Consider the following 17519-nt stretch of genomic DNA (forward strand, 5'->3'; position numbering starts at 1 on the left):
GGTCAGACTGACATAAGCGGAAATAAATGTCATCTCTAATCCTCAATCCTATAGAAACAACCTCGTCGAAGGAGCTAGTTTGACCGACGATTTTTCACAAGATGGCAATTTGGCTAATGCTATCCCCGGTTTTCGTGCACGCCATGCGCAGCAAACTATGGCTCAGGCGATCATTGAGGCGGTAAACGATGCCTCGACGTTACTGGTCGAAGCGGGTACCGGGACGGGGAAAACCTATGCTTATCTGGTTCCAGCACTCCGTTCGGGAAAAAAGGCAATTATCTCCACTGGATCCCGGGCGCTACAAGATCAGCTTTATCATCGCGATCTGCCGACCATAGTTAAGGCGCTTAACTTTCGTGGCAAAACAGCCATCCTCAAAGGGCGAAGTAATTACCTCTGTTTAGAACGGCTCGAGGCTCAAAATAGTGCTGGGGGCGATCTTCCCGTACAACAACTCTCAGAACTGGTTAATGTTCGTGCCTGGGCCAGTGTTACGCAAGAAGGTGATACCAGCCAATGTGCAGCAGTGCCTGAAGACAGCCCATTGTGGCCTTTAGTCACCAGCACCAACGACAACTGTCTAGGCAGCGATTGCCCGCAATATGAACAGTGTTATGTGGTTAAAGCCCGTAAACGCGCATTGGATGCTGACGTCATTATTGTGAATCATCATCTCTTTTTGGCCGATTTAGTTGTAAAAGAGGGTGGTTTCGGTGAACTGATCCCGGAGGCCGACGTGATGGTATTTGATGAAGCACATCAGCTACCGGATATTGCCAGTCAGTACTTCGGACAGCAACTGACCAGCCGGCAGTTACAAGATTTAGCCCGTGACATCACCATCGCTTATCGTACAGAAGTGCGTGATGTTACCCAACTACAAAAAGCCGCAGACCGTCTAGCCCAAGCTACCCAAGATTTTCGCTTAGTGCTGGGGGAGCCAGGATTTCGCGGTAATCTCCGAACATTACTGGCGGACCCTACTCAGCAGCGCATGCTACGATTGCTCGATGATGCGCTTGAGCTTTGTTATGACGTCAGTAAACTCAATCTTGGACGCAGCGCGCTACTGGATGCCGCCTTTGATCGTGCTGGGCAATACCGTAATCGTCTTAAACGATTGAACAATACTCAAGAGCCTGGTTATAGCTACTGGTATGAATGCAGTCGTTATCATTTCACTCTGGCCTTAACGCCCCTGAGCGTGGCAGAACGCTTTCGAGAAATTATTAAGGCCCGTAAAACCAGCTGGGTATTTACTTCTGCGACGCTGGCCGTTAATGGTGAAATGAATCACTTTGCTGAAAGGTTAGGGGTGCAACACGCTAAACAATTAATGTTGGAAAGCCCTTTCGATTATGCACGGCAAACCTTGTTGTGTGTACCTCGTTACCTGGCAGAAACTCGTCAATCACGAAGTGCTCAACAATTAGTTTCCCGTTTGACTTCGTTGATCGAAGCTAATGACGGGCGATGTTTCTTTCTCTGTACCTCTTATCAAATGATGCGTGAACTGGCATCGCTTTTTCGTGAGGCAATAGAACGCCCCGTACTGCTGCAAGGCGAAACCAGCAAAGGTCAGTTACTGGAGCAATTTCTTGCAGCAGGTAATGCATTACTGATCGCCACGAGTAGTTTCTGGGAAGGGGTGGACGTACGGGGTGAGGCACTCTCGATGGTGATTATCGATAAGTTACCCTTTGCGTCACCAGAAGACCCACTGTTAAAAGCCCGCATGGAAGATGCGCAACTTAGAGGTCATGATCCCTTCTATCATGTGCAACTGCCTGATGCAGTGATTGCGCTAAAACAGGGAGTGGGTCGATTAATCAGAGATGAGCAGGATAGAGGTGTGCTGGTCATCTGTGATAGCCGTTTAGTCACACGACCTTATGGTGAGGTTTTTGTGAAAAGTCTTCCGGATTGCCCGCGTACACGTGATCTTGACGTAGTGCTAGATTTTATTAAGCGGCAGTAAGCTGGCTTTCACTCTCACCGAACTCTGTGTACACTTGCCGCTAAGAAACGCGGTATATGATGAAGATAAAATTAATGACTGATTACACTCTCGACACTCGACTTCTCGCTTTGGACACGGCAACAGAAGCTTGCTCCGTAGCGTTATTAGATCAGGGCCAGATCAATGCTGAATTTGCGCTAACCCCTCGTGAGCATACACAACGCATTTTACCGATGGTTGAACAATCGCTGCGTGACCATCAACTCACATTGCAGCAGTTGGATGCATTAGTTTGTTGCTTAGGTCCGGGAAGCTTCACCGGCGTTAGAATTGGAATAGGGATTGCCCAAGGCTTGGCCTATGGCGCTAAGATTCCATTAATCGGTGTTTCGAGCCTCGAAGCCTTGGCTGAGGGGGCTTGGCGTATGCACCGAGCAGAAAAAATATTGGTTGCTATTGATGCCCGAATGGGAGAAGTCTACTGGGCCGTTTACCAACGTGACGCGCAAGGAGCATGGCAGGGAAAAGAGACTGAACAGGTCCTATCGCCTCAGGCAGCCGTGGAGAAAATGTTATCGCTAGACGGAGAGTGGATGATAGCGGGTACGGGTTGGCAGGCTTACCCAGAACTGTTTAACGGGCATCCTCTTAGTTTACGACAGGGAGAGAGTCTCTTACCTCAAGCCGAAGATATGCTACCCTTAGCTTATCGTCAGTGGAAGGTAGGTAACCTAATTTCCCCTGCGGATATAGAGCCTGTTTATCTGCGTAATGAAGTAACTTGGAAAAAATTACCCGGACGTTGATTTCTTTTGGAAACTATTTAGCCATCAATCTGTCTATTGTCTCAGTCTGATGGGGAGTGCGTTATGAAATGTTATCACCGTGCTGTAATGGCTTGTCTTCTGCCCTTGGTATTCTTGACGGGCTGTGTCTCTATTCCAAAATCGATCCAAGGAAACGCTCCGTTGCCGCAACAAGATTTTACCCGAGTGATGAATGCTCCAAGCTTGTATGTTGGGCAGGAATCTCGGTTTGGTGGTAAGGTCATTAAGGTGACTAATTATGATAATATCACCCGTGTAGAATTAATGGTACAACCGCTTGATGAGGGCGCTAGGCCAATTCTGGGTGCGACGTCCTTAGGACGTTTATATGCAGATATCCCGAGTTTCGTTGATCCGGCAGAACTGACCAACCAGTATGTCACCGTACTGGGAAATATCCAGCGAGTGTCACCCGGGAAGATTGGCGGCCAAAACTACACATTTTTGGTGATCAGTGTAACAGGCTATCAACGTTGGCATCTCACTCAGCAGGTAATGTCACCGCCTATGCCGATGGATCCGTGGCTGTGGTATGGCCCTCGTTATGGTCGGCGCGGCTTTATCGATCCATGGTGGGGCTACTCTATGCAAGGGCCAATGCCGGTTCAAACCTTTTTATCCGAATAGAATATCATGTGACAGCCGGTCGCCGATGGTGACCGGTTTTTTTATGGATATTCGATAAAGCCAGCACTCCAACACCACTACGCTTACAAATAAGGAATTTCACCCTAATGAACTGTCCGCAGTCTGCAGCATTAAGTCGAGGAATGACTTCGAATCGAGGCGTTTCTCGACTTAATGCTGATAATACCGTTACCCAGCATTACGACTCGCTATTGGATATGTTCGAGAAGGCTATTGCGCGTTATCCAGACCATTTGGCTTTTACTAATCTCGGTGCATCGTTAAGTTATCGCGTGCTCGATAAGCGTAGTAAAGCATTAGCAGCTTACTTTCAAAATGAGCTAGGTATCTCTGCGGGTCAGCGAATCGGCCTAATGTTGCCTAATTGCTTACAATATCCCATTGCGTTGTTCGCCATTATCCGTTGTGGCGCAATCGTTGTGAACATTAACCCTCTGTATACAGCTCGAGAACTGCGTCATCAACTTAATGATAGCGGTATCGATACCCTGGTAATTCTGAGTAATTTTGCTCACACGGTGCAATCTGTGATTGAAGAAAGTCCCGTTAACCACCTCATTGTGAGTGAGTTAGGGGATGAGCACTCGCCGCTGCGCCGCAAAGCGATTCACTTTACGCTGCATTATGTGAAAAAAAAGGTTCCTAGGTGGCATTTCGCTCATCAACCCTATCGTGACTGTTTGAAGGCAGGGCAGCGCCAGCATTATCGACGTCCGACCCTTACGCTAGAGGATACTGTCCTCTTACAATATACCGGTGGGACGACGGGGGTGGCGAAAGGGGCGATGCTGACGCATGGTAATTTATTGGCCAACATTGAGCAGATCAAAGCGGTATACGGTGAATTATTGGTACCGGGTGAAGAAAAAATTATCAGCGCCTTACCGCTGTACCATATTTTTGCGTTAATGATTAATTGCTTGTTATTTGTCGAGCTGGGGGGAAGCAATCTTTTAATCACTAACCCTTTGGACATGGACAGCTGGGTAAAATCGCTGAAAAACGTTAAGTTTACGGTGATTTCTGGTGTGAATACGCTTTATGCTCGCTTGCTCAACCATCCGGGGTTTCGTCAGCTAGATGTCTCAGCACTAAAGATTAGTGTGGCCGGAGGAATGCCGGTACAGAATCAGGTCGCCACAGAGTGGCAAAGCTTGACCGGCACCCATATTGTTGAAGGGTATGGGTTAACGGAGTGCTCGCCTTTGGTCGCGGTAAATCCTTTATCTATCAGCCGACACACTGGGACCATTGGTTTACCCATTGCCTCGACAGAGATCGTCTTACTGGGTGAAGACTCACTGCCAGTCCCTATTGGTCAACCGGGCGAGCTTTGTGTGCGGGGGCCACAAGTCATGAAAGGCTATTGGCAGCACTCAAGTGAAACGTCGTCTGTGTTAGATAACGAAGGGTGGCTACATACGGGTGATATCGCCTTGATCACGGAGCAAGGTCTACTAAAACTGGTTGATCGTAAAAAAGATATTATTATTGTCTCGGGCTTTAATGTTTACCCGAGTGAAATCGAATCAGTATTAGGTGAACATCCACTGATAACAGAAGCCATAGCGGTGGGCGTTCATAGCGAAGCGAGTGGCGAAGCCGTGAAGGTTTTTATTGTGCGCAAAGAGCCAAGCTTAACCGAAACGCAGGTTATTCGTTATTGCCGCGAGCAACTTACCGGTTATAAAGTCCCCAAATTTATTGAATTTCGCGATACTTTACCTAAAAACCCTTTAGGTAAAGTCTTACGCCATGCACTGACTACAGTAAATCTAACTGAGCGATAAATGCCAGATACTGTAGAACCCTGATACAGAGAGAAACTATGCTAAGTTATCGTTATATAGAGACCGATCGGCAACTCATCGACTGCTGCAAAGAGGCACGGGAAGTAAGGGCGATCGCTTTGGACACTGAATTTGTGCGTACTCGCACTTATTTCCCGTTACTGGGGTTAATTCAGCTTTACGACGGTAAGCATGTTAGCTTAATTGACCCGTTACAGATCACAAACTGGCAACCCTTCGTGGATGTGTTGAGCGACAAGAATGTGATCAAATATCTGCATGCCGGAGGAGAAGATCTCGAGGTGTTCTTAAACCGCTTTGAGGTGGTTCCCACACCAATGCTCGATACGCAAATTATGGCAGCCTTTTTGGGTAACCCTTCATCGTGGGGGTTTGCGGCAATGGTTGCTGAGTTCACGGGGATTCAACTGGATAAAAGCGAGTCGCGAACGGATTGGTTAGCACGGCCTTTAACTGAAAAGCAGTGTCAATATGCTGCGGCTGACGTAGAGTATTTACTGCCTATTGCTCAAAAGTTGCACCAACAAGCCTTGGATGAAGGACAATTTGCGTTTATTGAGAGCGAGTGTGCATTACAAATCCATAGACGTCAGTTAACAGTCGACCCGAAATTGGCTTATTTAGAGGTGTCGCAAGCTTGGCAATTAACACCTCGGCAGTTGGCGATATTACAATGCTTAGCTGAATGGCGTTTACATTATGCTCGACAGCATAATATGGCTGTGAATTTCGTGGTAAAAGAAGAGCTGCTCTGGAAAACGGCGCGTTATAGCCCTTCATCTTTAGCGGAATTGCGCGAGTTAGGAGCGATAGGTCCGGAGATCCGTTTTCATGGTGAGACGCTGCTAGCATTAGTGAAACAAGGTGAAGCGGTAAACGAAGATAGGTTACCTAACCCTGTAAAAAATATTATTGAGATGCCTCACTATCGCCAGCTTTTTGCTCAGTTAAAAGAGGCTGTTAAGAAGGTAAGCGCAAGCAGTGGTTACAGCCAAGAGATGTTAGCGTCACGGCGCCAGATTAACCAATTGATCAGCACGCACTGGAAACTGAAACCTTGCGCCTTGCAGCCGGAATTACTTTACGGATGGCGTGGGGAATTATTGGGTAGTGCTTTCAACGAGATATTAGCGCAATACTAATTAAAAAGAGCGGTTATCAAACCGCTCTTTTTTATCGTTACTTGGCGGCTTCTTCCGCTTCAGGTAGGGTCACATTGAGTTCGAGAATAGAGATATCTTCTCCTTTATGATCAAGTTGAACCGTTACCATATCTGGATCTATTTTAACGTACTTACAAATGACTTCTAAAATATCGCGCTTCAATTGTGGGAGATAGTGAGGTTCGCTATCTCCACGACGACGTTCGGCAACGATGATTTGTAAGCGTTCTTTCGCGATATTCGCGGTATTTTTTTTTCGGGATAAAAAGAAATCTAACAGCGCCATGGTTTATCCCCCAAACAGGCGTTTTAGGAAACCCTTCTTCTCTTCTTCAATAAAGCGGAAGGGACGTTCTTCGCCGAGCAAGCGTTCGACCGTATCACTGTATGCACGACCTGCATCAGATTCTTCATCAAGGATGACGGGCTCGCCTTGGTTAGAGGCGCGTAATACAGATTGGTCTTCAGGGATCACACCGACGAGAGGAATATGTAAAATTTCAAGTACATCTTCCATGCTTAGCATATCGCCGCGGTTTACGCGGCCCGCGTTATAGCGAGTTAACAATAAATGTTCTTTAACGGGTGTCTCACCTTTTTCAGCGCGACGTGACTTGGAGGCAATAATGCCTAAAATGCGGTCTGAGTCACGAACTGAAGAGACTTCGGGGTTAGTAGTAATAATCGCTTCATCAGCGAAATACAACGCCATTAATGCCCCTGTTTCGATACCCGCGGGTGAGTCACAGACAATGAAGTCAAAGTTCATTTTCTTTAATTCATTAAGAATTTTTTCAACGCCTTCATAGTTTAAGGCATCTTTATCGCGGGTTTGTGAGGCGGGAAGGATATACAATGTTTCAGTGCGCTTATCTTTAATCAGCGCTTGATTTAAGGTGGCATCACCCTGAATCACATTGACGAAATCATAGACCACACGGCGCTCACAGCCCATGATTAAATCTAGATTACGTAGGCCGATATCAAAATCGATAACGACTGTTTTTTTTCCTTTACGGGCAAGACCCGTTGCGATGGCTGCGCTTGATGTGGTTTTGCCAACGCCCCCTTTACCTGATGTAACTACAATTATGCGTGCCATATTTCTTGATTTCCTTAACTTAAGAAAAGGGGTCTAATTTAATGATTCAATAGCCAGTGTACCTTCACGTAAGGCTAACCGTGCTGCTTTGGTAAAAAATTCGCTAGGAATTTGATCCATAATCCAATATTCGCCCGCAATCGAGACCAACTCCGCAGCGAGATGAGTACAAAAAATTTGTGATTCAGTATCGCCGCTGGCTCCCGCCAATGCACGTCCGCGCATAGTGCCATAAATATGTATATTGCCATCTGCAACCAGTTCAGCACCAGCACTGACACTACTGGTGACAATCAAATCAGCATTACGTGCATAGATCTGTTGTCCTGAGCGAATAGGGGTATTAACAATGCGAGTGCGGAAGACTTTATCTTCTTCTTGAGTCTGAACAGGCTCAAGCGGTTCTTGACTGGCAGGAGAGGCTTTCTGAACAGACACTTTACCTTCGTTCAATAAAGGAGTGCCCAGTGATGTAACCTGTGCTTTAAGCTGTTCATCTTTACATCCGCTAATTCCGACAATCTTCAGTCCCGATTGTGAAATGGCCTGATGCATGCTTTTCCAATCTACAGTGCTGTTCAACGATGCAACGTTAACCACCACAGGTGCATTCGCCAAAAATGCAGGCGCTTGGGCTATCTTTTCCTGAAGCGCTTTTAACACCACTTCAGGCTGTGGATGATTTATATGGACAACAGAAAGTGTGAAGTTGCTGCCTTTTAGTTCAATGGGCGTCTGTGACATCTATACTTATTCAGTCCTGTGATTTTTATACACCTTACCTGACTTTGCGAAAGAGTAAAGTCCTGCATAAGGCTAATATTTTGTTAACCCTAAACATGTTATAATCCTCGTATTCATCAGGCAAGCAACCGAGTTACATTATTCGGAGATATTTATGATTTGTGCAATATATCGTAGTACTTTAAGAGACCAGACTTATTTATATCTTGGTAAAAAAGATGATTTTAGCTGTGTTCCCGAAGCGCTAATGAAAGGCTTTGGAAAACCACAATTATCGATGGTGATCTCTCTGGAAGGCCGAGATAAGCTAGCTTCCGCCGATATAGGCAAGGTAAAACAACAGCTTGCAGAACAGGGCTATTACTTACAAATCCCGCCGCCAGTTGAGAATTTACTGACGAAACACTTAGCCACTGAATCGAAGGTAAACTAAGATTCATCTGTAAATGTCTTATTACGCATTTTTATGAGTAAAGACAGATAATAGTAATGTGAATATGTTCTTTTTGGATTGATTTATGACAGTGCTACCTTTTTGGCAAACAAAAAGTCTTGAGCAAATGAGCGACAGTGAGTGGGAGTCTATCTGTGATGGATGCGGTCAGTGTTGTTTGAATAAGTTACAAGACGCCGATACGGATGAAATCTACTTCACCAACGTCGCGTGTAACCTTCTTAATATAAAAACGTGCCAATGTCGGCACTATGAAAATCGTTTTGCCTACGAGCCAGATTGCATCAAACTGACTCGGGACAATCTTCCAACTTTTTCTTGGTTACCGAGAACGTGTAGTTATCGTTTATTGGCAGAAGGCAATGATTTACCCGCTTGGCATCCCCTGAACGTTGGGTCTGCGAAAGCTATGCATGCGCAGCGTATTTCTGTGAGACATATCGCTGTAAGGGAGAGTGAAGTCAGAAATTGGGAAGACCATATTATCCCCAATCCCGAATAATGAAACAGGCCACAGTGATTTATCAGTGGCCTAATTTACTTAACTGCGATTTTTTCTTGGGCAAGGAAGCTGCACGGCCAGTACGAGCAGTCCTATCACAAACAGGACACCGCTTGTCCCGACCAACCACTGTGCCATAGTCATCGACAACCATTCCCAGCCTTTATCGGTACAGTTACCTGTGGGAGTGAAAATCACCGGGAACCATTGGTTTAACGGAAGCCATTGAGGAAATTTCGGTAAAAAATCACAGGTAGCAAAAAGCGGCGGATGTAATTGCAGCTGTGTTTGCTCCCACGCCAAGGAAAAAGTTTTTCCCGCCGCAATTAACCACCCAACTATAGCTACGAAACGTAAAGGTGTTTTGGGTGCAATCGCCCCTATTAATGCCGCCAGCAGTAATCCCGCCAATGCTGCACGTTGATACACACACAGTACACAAGGTTTTTGCCCCAAATAGAATTGGAAACCTAAAGCGGTGAGTTGTAATATCAATACCCCAGCGGCCAGTAACAACCATGCGCCTCTATGTTGGGATAAGTGTTTTAATTTCCGTAACATAACGTTCCTATAGTCGAAAAGGGAAATACCGTCAAAGATAGTAGCAAAGATCGCGATTGAATCCTAACAGTCATCGTCTTGATGAGTCATCCCCTTACATTACAAAGTGGCGGTATTAGCCCGTACATCATCCAATCTAGCCCTAACTGTCTTGTTGCAATAAAGCAGCATTAAAATCTGCATATAAGTAATAATGCAGAATTAAAATCCATCCTTTGTTTTGATAAGGATGCCAGATTAACTATAAAAAATAGTCTACGAAATAACCGTTCCAGTATCTCATCAGCATTATTATTCGAAAAGTAAGCATAAAAAACTATGTTTTCAAATATGCGTTTTAATTATTGTTTTTTTCATTAAAAATGACGTCAAATACAGCGTAGAAAATTTCCTAACCTGTTTAGGTTATTACACTAGTTAATCGGAAATTTTTAAGTTTAATGTTCTGTGAGGGTGTGTATGCGTGTGATCATTATAGGGGGTGGTGTCGTTGGGGTGACGAGCGCTTGGTATCTTGCTGCGTCCGGTCATGACGTCACGGTTTTAGAAAAACATTCAGGCGTGGCAATGGAAACTAGCGCGGGTAACGCTGGCCAGATCTCTCCTGGTTACGCTGCACCTTGGGCAGCACCAGGGATTCCGCTTAAAGCGATAAAATGGATGTTTCAAAAGCATGCACCGCTAGCCGTTCGTCCAGATGGGACTCGCTTCCAACTTTCTTGGATGTGGAGGATGTTACAAAACTGTACTCTGGATCATTACCAAGAAAATAAAGCCAGAATGGTCAGAATTGCTGAATACAGCCGCGATAGTTTGAGAGCGTTACGCCAAGAAACTGGCATCCTTTATGAAGGACGCCAAGGCGGAACACTTCAACTTTTTCGCACCCCACAACAATTCGATAATGCCGCCAAAGATATCGCGGTACTGAAAGCGGCGGGAGTTCCCTTTAATTTATTAGAATCACATCAACTAACGTCCGTTGAACCAGGCCTCGTGAACAGTCTCGATAAATTGACTGGCGGATTACAGTTACCGAACGATGAGACAGGTGACTGCAAATTGTTTACGCAACGCTTAGCACAACTCGCTGAGCAGGCTAACGTTAAATTTCTTTTTGATCAAAATGTAGAACGATTAAATGTTGAAAATAATCGTGTTACTTCGGTTATAGCGAATGGTAGCAGGTTGCAGGCAGACGCAATTTTAGTAACTGCCGGCAGCTGGTCGACGTCTTTACTCAACGGATTGGTCGATATACCAGTTTATCCATTAAAAGGGTATTCCATTACATTACCTATTACAGATGAAACGCGCGCGCCTGTGTCTACCGTCCTTGATGAAACCTATAAAGTGGCTGTTACGCGTTTTGATCAGCGGATTCGTGTGGGAGGGATGGCTGAGATTGTTGGTTTTAACAGCGAACTGCCTCCGGCTCGACGAGAAACACTGGAGATGGTCGTTAATGATCTCTATCCTAATTCAGCCTCGTTGGCCGAAGCCCATTATTGGACTGGTTTGCGCCCCATGACACCTGATGGTACGCCTATTGTGGGCAAAACCCCGATAAGCAACCTCTTTCTTAATACGGGCCATGGCACGTTAGGATGGACGATGGCTTGTGGCTCTGGACGATTAATCGCAGATATTATTTCCGGTCGTAAAACCGATATTGCCGCGGATGATTTATCTGTTTATCGTTATCTACCTGGTTTTGAAGCACAAAAATAACATTTACAGTCGCTTAACGGCTGAATTAAGGAGCAACCTAACGATGTCTAGGCCGATAAGGGCAACTGTCAATACTACCGCATTGAGCCATAATTTACGCACAGTGAAAGCGTTAGCACCGGCATCGAAGGTCTGGAGCGTGGTGAAAGCGAATGCCTATGGACATGGCCTTTCTCGATGTTATGAAGCACTAGCGTTTACTGATGGGTTTGCATTACTTAATTATGAAGAGGCTATTCTGCTGAGAGAAGCGGGGATCACTCAGCCCATCTTATTGTTAGAAGGCTTCTTCAAGCCTAACGATTTACCGTTGATTGATGCTTATCAGCTCACAACTGCGGTTCATAGCGAATGGCAACTCCAAGCATTAGCTAATTTCCCAGCGAAAAAGCCGATAGCGGTCTATTTAAAAATCAATAATGGAATGAACCGCTTAGGATTTTCGCCCGATGAGGTGCTCACTATTTGGCAGCGACTTAAGGTCTTACCGTCAGTGGGTGAGGTAACGTTAATGTCACACTTTGCCCGAGCAGATGAAAATTCAATCTTTCTTCGTGAGCCACTACAGCGCTTAGCGCAGGCCACTACTGCTATTTCAGCGCCACGTTGCTACGCCAACTCTGCTGCGACCTTATGGCACCCAGATACTCATCATCAATGGATCCGTCCAGGCGTTGTATTATACGGTGCTTCACCGTCTGGTCGGGCGGTGGATATTGAGCCCTACAATCTCCGCCCAGTGATGGGGTTACATAGCGAAATTATTGCTATCCAACAGGTCACAGCGGGTGAGGGGATTGGCTATGGCCACCGCTATACCACCACCGCACCTCAGCGGATCGGTATTATTGCTTGTGGGTATGCGGATGGATATCCGCGCCATGCCCCTTCTGGAACACCGGTGTGGGTCGCAGGAAAGCTGTGCAAAACAGTGGGGACAGTGTCAATGGATATGCTTATGGTCGATTTGACAAACTGTCCTGAGGCTAATATCGGTAGTGATGTCGAATTATGGGGAGCCCAATTGCCTGTCGATACGATCGCAGAAGCGGCCGGGACGGTAGGGTATGAGTTATTGACCGCGGTGACACAGCGAGTCCCCTTTACGACGTTAACCTAGCCTATTTGACCGAAGTTAGCGTTCCCTTTATTTTTAAGCTGGTCAGCCAAGCGACAGTGGCCAGCACACCGCCAAGTAACATCATGATCCCCAATGCAAAGTATGGCGATAACGGCAAGAGTAGCACGACCAAGCTTCCTCCCGCACCACCGGCCATCTGAATAAAGCCTAACAAGGCTGACGCAACCCCTGCGTTCTGTTGAAAGGGCGCCAGTGCATAGCTGGTAGCAGGGCCCATTATAAAGGCTAATCCTGCCACTGATATCGCAACAGGGATCATATAGCTCAGCCAGTGAGCGAGGATAGTAGCCGCCAACAAATAAGGCTCAGAGAGAAGTATTATGCCCGCTGTTAGCATAGCTAATGCGCCTATCATTAGGCAGAACGGTCGGCCACACTTTGGAATAATACGATTTGCTGTTGCACTGACTGCCATGATCCATAAACCATTCACCCCAAAAATAAGTGAAAAGTGGAAAGGGGACAAGGCGTCATGTTCCATTAAGACGGTCGGAGCTAAGGAAACATAGGTCAATACCATGCCTAAGGCACTGGCGATTGAAAACGTAAACGCAAGAAATGCGGGTTGTTTCGCAATAGAAGCGTATGTCCGGGCTGGGAAGGTAGCACTGCGCTGGGTTGTTACAGGACGCGTTTCTGGCAGCCATTTATAGACGACGATCATTAGCCCAAAGGCATACAGAAATAGAAATCCGAAAGGCGCTCGCCATCCCCAATAATGCGCAAGCATCCCTCCGAGAAGCGGAGCTAATGCAGGAACGATATTCAAAGAGCCATTAAGAAAGCTATAAGCGCGGGCAGCATCATCGCCTTCAAGCCGATCGCGTACTCCACTGAAGGCGACCACTGCCGTACAACAAACGGCCATACCCTGAATAATACGTGCGACTAGAAAAATAGGCCAATTGATTGCCAAGGCTGCTAGGGCGCTGCCAAGGAGATAGAGTATAAGCCCTAACAACGCGATAGGCTTTCGGCCATAATTATCGACTAAAGGCCCGGATATTAATTGACCGACACCCATGACCAGTAAAAATAAGGGTATCGTTAATTGTATGTTACTGACAGGAGTCTGCAAACCCGACGCAATGTAGGGAAGTGTAGGAAGAAATAGATCAATTCCTAAGGGTGAGAGCAACACTAAGCTGAGTAATAAGGCAATAAAATAGCGTGGGGAGATCATCAATCTTCTTCTTCTAATATACGTAAACCAACACGTGATATCGTGTCGTCATCTTTTTCCGCGACAGTGAGTAGCAGTTCTGACCATTGTAAGGCATCCCCCACGACGGGGTTACGCCCTAATTTTTCGACCATCAACTGGGATAAACTCATACCATGAAAGTGCGCGCTATTTAATGTCAAACCGTAGACAGAAGCAACTTGTTCTATCGACGCCTGGCCATCAAGAATAAAGTCGCCGAAGAAACGTTGGTCTAAATCGATAGGGGGTGTTTGACTGAACATATTGCCTAACGCCGATAAATCGCGCTCGCGCCCAATCACACACAAAATATCATTTTCACGTAGCCGAGTGGATCCACGAGGATGCATCAGAATATTATCACGGAATAGCGCAGTGATCCTTGTGTGTTCTGGCATTTTGAGTTCCCTTATGGGGGCATTGATACACCAATTCTCGGAGCCTAATTGATAGACGTATTGTTCCCAAGGACTATCGGGATGAATATCTAGGCTATTACGTTGGAACGGATAGACAGTGCGCGGCACAATGACTTTAGCTAATTTTGCGGCATATGAAAGGCTACTGCCCTGAAGAAGTAAAGACACCATCACGACAAAAAAAGCGATATTAAAATAGAGCGAGGCGTTATCTAGCCCTGCCATCATCGGAAATACGGCGAGGATAATGGGTACGGCACCACGTAACCCCACCCAGCTAATAAAAAATCGTTCACGCAAACTAAAACTTTTGAAAGGGAGCAATCCGGCAAATACTGAGAGAGGTCGAGCAATAAAGATTAACCACAAAGAGAGTATCAGCGCCGGGAGAGCTATTTTCCACAGGTCACTTGGTACTACCAGTAGGCCTAACACAATAAACATGCCGATTTGACTGAGCCATGCTAATCCATCAAAGATCTGCGTGATACCGGTACGGTTACGAATGCCGCTGTTACCCAGCCAGCAACCTGTCAAATAGACAGCAAGAATGCCACTGCCACCCAGTAATGTCGTTAGGGCAAAAACCAATATTCCACCGCTTACCGCCAGCAGTGGGTAAAGCCCTGTCGGCAGAGAAATACGATTGATGAGTTGCTGGAGGGTAAATCCGCCTAACAGGCCGATTAGAATACCCAAGCCAAATTCGCGCACCAAGTGGATAACAAAACTCGTATCAATATTGTGATGATGCTGTTGAATCATTTCAATTAAGGTGACAGTCAGGAAAACAGCCATCGGATCGTTACTGCCCGACTCAATTTCTAGCGTAGAGCTTACACGCTGATTCAAGCCCTTATCCCCAATCAAGGAGAAAACGGCTGCCGCATCGGTTGAACCGATAATGGCACCAATTAAAAATCCTTGCATCAGATCGAGGTGGAATAATAGTACGGCGATAACGCCTGTTAATCCAGCCGTGATCAGCACACCTACCGTTGCTAATGACAACGAAGGCCAGATAGCGATTCGAATAGAACGTAAACTTGTACGCATCCCCCCATCAAGCAGGATCACCGCTAAGGCTAGGTTTGACACCAAATAGGCGACAGGGTAGTTATTGAATACGATACCACCAATACCTTGTTCGCCGGCGAGCATGCCTAAAACAAGAAAGATGACAAGGATCGGAATACCCAATCTAGAAGAGAATGAGCTGAGCAAAATACTGGCGGTGACTAAAACCGAGCCAATAATAAATAAACTATTGATTGTGTTTGAATCCATATTAGCTCATTCCTAACTACCACTGAAGTAGTGAGAGTATTACATATTTTCGGCAATATGTGTGGCGCTTAATGACCAGTAGATGAATAAGAATAACCTTATCTAATAGGATTTTTTTATAAGTACAGAATAAAAAGCTAGTTTTGAACCCAATAACCCCTTTATTATCAATTTTTGACTAGAATAACTCGCTAAAATCACCTTCCATTGCGCTTAATTTTAGAAAATAAGTTAACTCAGGATATAAATATGTTAAAAAAACAGTACGCTTTAGCCGCCTCGTTGGCCGGCGCGAGCCTTCTATTTTCGCAGAATCTTTTAGCTCAGCCTCTCTCAGTCGGGGTGGCAGCCATATGGTCTGAATCGCCCTATCATAATACCCAGGATCGGACTGTTCCATTCCCGTTAATTAATTATCAAGACGAGAACGTCTTTTTTCATGGCTTAGAGGCTGGATACTATCTCTATCACGGAGAAGCCGACCAATTTTCCATAATTGTAAACACGACTGGGCAGTATTTTAATCCGCATCGTGCGCATCATAGCGCAATGAGTGGCCTAGATAAGCGCCATCTGACGATGATGATGGGGGGAGAGTGGACGCACGTTGCCACCTGGGGTGTGGTGAAAACGGCCTTGACCGGTGATGTGCTTAACCAGAGTAACGGTTTGGTATGGGACACTAATTACCATTATCCGCTGCAATTTGGTGCGCTTTCTGTGATCCCCGGCGCTGGTGTAACCTGGCAGAGCACCAACCAAACTGATTATTACTACGGCGTTTCAGGTAAGGAATCTCGTCGCACAGGGATTGACCGCTACCAGGCCAACGACAGCTGGTCACCTTACGTGGATATCAGTGCTACCTACCCGCTGAGCCGCGATTGGACGGTGGTGGCAGGCGCTCGCTATACCCACTTTGACAACGAAATTAAGCATAGCTCAATGGTCGATAAGTCAGGACAAACCACCGTATGGACTGGCGTTAATTACCAATTCTAAGCCAGAGTACTCTCCCAAAGATGATTTTGGGAGAGTTTCGTTAAAGCCGATGTGGGGCGAACTTAACCGTTAATTCTGCTGAAGAGGTACAAGAAGTGATAAAAGGCTGAGATATGCGAGCAGTTTCCACACAGACCATTGTTTTATAGCCTTCATCACTCATATCCGCCATTGATTGAGAGAGCGTCGCCCCAGGATTCCAAGTGACAACGTCACTATTCCCCCTATGATGGATCCGTATCTCCCGCTTTAGGAGTGAGTCATGAAGGATTGATTCGGGCGCGGGGTGGGTGAAAATGCGATCTACTTCGCCATGGTAAGTCTGTTCCCCATGTTGCGAGCCCAATACGTTACCTTTGACTTTATCAATATAAGTCGTACCTAAGCCACTGACACTCACCGCTTCGCTATCGCCAACCTGGAAGTAACTGTGCAAGGCCGCGGTAGATTCTATTTCACCTTCAATGCGCAGGGTAAGCTCGCAAGATTCGGCACTTAATGAGGCCTCTAGTGCTAAGGTGAAATCATGCGGCCAAATTTCCCGTGTGTCAGCGGTTTGTGTTAACTGCATCGACACCTTTACCCACTGTGCCGTCTCATGGCATTCGCCTAGCTCCCAAACAGAGATTCTAGCGAATCCATGTGAAGGTTTTCCTACGGGGCCAAACCATGGCCAGCAGATCGGGACACCACCGCGAATCGCTTTACCTTGGGTAAATTCAGTGTTGTCGCTTAACCAAATAACGGGAGGTTGATTCAGTGGCTGCCAAGCTATCAGTTGGCCACCTTGCAATGAAAATGCGGCACGAAATTCGGGATGCTCAATGATGAGTAGTGTTAAGTCTCCTTGTACCCGAAGAGAGCAGAAGGGTGAGAGTTGCTCGACGACAGGGAGTTCAAAAAGGGAGGATTGCATAATTGTCTCCTAAAAAAAAAGGGCAACCGAAGTTGCCCTTATTC

The 17519-nt window shown here is 46.2% G+C and carries 17 protein-coding genes; 10 read left to right on the forward strand and 7 right to left on the reverse strand.

Annotated elements, in window-relative coordinates:
- Positions 1–79: 79 nt before the first annotated feature.
- From HH682_RS00645 to rnd, 5 genes are all read left to right on the forward strand, one after another.
- The gene (locus tag HH682_RS00645; RefSeq protein ID WP_214235251.1) at positions 80–1981 is read left to right on the forward strand and encodes a DNA repair helicase YoaA; all 1902 of its coding nucleotides are present in this window, start codon (positions 80–82) and stop codon (positions 1979–1981) included.
- Positions 1982–2037: 56 nt separating this feature from the next.
- Complete coding sequence (gene tsaB, locus HH682_RS00650) at positions 2038–2769, forward strand: tRNA (adenosine(37)-N6)-threonylcarbamoyltransferase complex dimerization subunit type 1 TsaB (protein ID WP_250318467.1); 732 nt, start codon at positions 2038–2040, stop codon at positions 2767–2769.
- A 63-nt stretch (positions 2770–2832) separates the two neighbouring features.
- The gene (locus tag HH682_RS00655) at positions 2833–3417 is read left to right on the forward strand and encodes a Slp family lipoprotein (RefSeq protein ID WP_214235253.1); all 585 of its coding nucleotides are present in this window, start codon (positions 2833–2835) and stop codon (positions 3415–3417) included.
- Positions 3418–3524: 107 nt separating this feature from the next.
- Complete coding sequence (locus HH682_RS00660; RefSeq protein WP_214235255.1) at positions 3525–5228, forward strand: AMP-binding protein; 1704 nt, start codon at positions 3525–3527, stop codon at positions 5226–5228.
- Positions 5229–5266: 38 nt separating this feature from the next.
- Entirely contained in the window at positions 5267–6391 is a 1125-nt protein-coding gene (gene rnd, locus HH682_RS00665; RefSeq protein ID WP_214235257.1) for a ribonuclease D, read from the forward strand.
- 37 nt (positions 6392–6428) lie between these two features.
- Here rnd and minE read toward each other — a convergent pair whose 3' ends face one another.
- From minE to minC, 3 genes are read right to left on the reverse strand one after another with little or no spacing between them, the layout of a single operon-like run.
- Positions 6429–6698 carry a cell division topological specificity factor MinE gene (gene minE, locus HH682_RS00670; RefSeq protein ID WP_214235259.1) on the reverse strand — a complete coding sequence of 90 codons (270 nt, stop codon included), beginning with the start codon at positions 6696–6698 and terminating at the stop codon, positions 6429–6431.
- Positions 6699–6701: 3 nt separating this feature from the next.
- Positions 6702–7514 (reverse strand): septum site-determining protein MinD, encoded by an 813-nt coding sequence (gene minD, locus HH682_RS00675; protein WP_214235261.1) that lies wholly within the window; start codon positions 7512–7514, stop codon positions 6702–6704.
- Positions 7515–7547: 33 nt separating this feature from the next.
- Positions 7548–8258: a septum site-determining protein MinC gene (gene minC, locus HH682_RS00680; protein WP_214235263.1), complete on the reverse strand. Its 711-nt coding sequence runs from the start codon at positions 8256–8258 to the stop codon at positions 7548–7550.
- Between the two features lie 154 nt (positions 8259–8412).
- On the opposite strand from minC, the gene HH682_RS00685 reads away from it, so the two are divergent.
- Positions 8413–8691, forward strand: a complete 279-nt coding sequence (locus tag HH682_RS00685) for a YcgL domain-containing protein (RefSeq protein ID WP_214235265.1) — start codon at positions 8413–8415, stop codon at positions 8689–8691.
- Between the two features lie 85 nt (positions 8692–8776).
- Complete coding sequence (locus tag HH682_RS00690) at positions 8777–9214, forward strand: YcgN family cysteine cluster protein (RefSeq protein WP_214235267.1); 438 nt, start codon at positions 8777–8779, stop codon at positions 9212–9214.
- A 39-nt stretch (positions 9215–9253) separates the two neighbouring features.
- On the opposite strand, the gene dsbB is transcribed toward HH682_RS00690, so the two are convergent.
- The gene (gene dsbB / locus HH682_RS00695; protein WP_214235269.1) at positions 9254–9775 is read right to left on the reverse strand and encodes a disulfide bond formation protein DsbB; all 522 of its coding nucleotides are present in this window, start codon (positions 9773–9775) and stop codon (positions 9254–9256) included.
- A gap of 459 nt (positions 9776–10234) precedes the next feature.
- Between dsbB and HH682_RS00700 the strand changes: the two genes are divergently transcribed.
- Complete coding sequence (locus HH682_RS00700) at positions 10235–11506, forward strand: D-amino acid dehydrogenase (RefSeq protein ID WP_214235271.1); 1272 nt, start codon at positions 10235–10237, stop codon at positions 11504–11506.
- A gap of 43 nt (positions 11507–11549) precedes the next feature.
- The gene (alr, locus tag HH682_RS00705; RefSeq protein WP_214235273.1) at positions 11550–12626 is read left to right on the forward strand and encodes an alanine racemase; all 1077 of its coding nucleotides are present in this window, start codon (positions 11550–11552) and stop codon (positions 12624–12626) included.
- A 1-nt stretch (position 12627) separates the two neighbouring features.
- Here the strand turns inward: alr and HH682_RS00710 are convergent, their stop codons facing one another.
- Complete coding sequence (locus tag HH682_RS00710) at positions 12628–13830, reverse strand: multidrug effflux MFS transporter (RefSeq protein WP_214235275.1); 1203 nt, start codon at positions 13828–13830, stop codon at positions 12628–12630.
- Positions 13830–15557 (reverse strand): potassium/proton antiporter, encoded by a 1728-nt coding sequence (locus HH682_RS00715; RefSeq protein ID WP_214235277.1) that lies wholly within the window; start codon positions 15555–15557, stop codon positions 13830–13832. The genes HH682_RS00710 and HH682_RS00715 overlap by 1 nt, the downstream gene beginning before the upstream one ends.
- 249 nt (positions 15558–15806) lie before the next feature.
- Here HH682_RS00715 and HH682_RS00720 point away from each other — a divergent pair, with 249 nt between their 5' ends.
- The gene (locus HH682_RS00720) at positions 15807–16559 is read left to right on the forward strand and encodes a MipA/OmpV family protein (RefSeq protein WP_250318468.1); all 753 of its coding nucleotides are present in this window, start codon (positions 15807–15809) and stop codon (positions 16557–16559) included.
- Positions 16560–16599: 40 nt separating this feature from the next.
- Here HH682_RS00720 and HH682_RS00725 read toward each other — a convergent pair whose 3' ends face one another.
- Positions 16600–17475, reverse strand: a complete 876-nt coding sequence (locus HH682_RS00725) for a D-hexose-6-phosphate mutarotase (protein ID WP_214235280.1) — start codon at positions 17473–17475, stop codon at positions 16600–16602.
- Between the last annotated feature and the right edge of the window lie 44 nt (positions 17476–17519).

Source organism: Rosenbergiella gaditana (genome assembly GCF_018494065.1).
GTDB lineage: Bacteria > Pseudomonadota > Gammaproteobacteria > Enterobacterales > Enterobacteriaceae > Rosenbergiella > Rosenbergiella gaditana.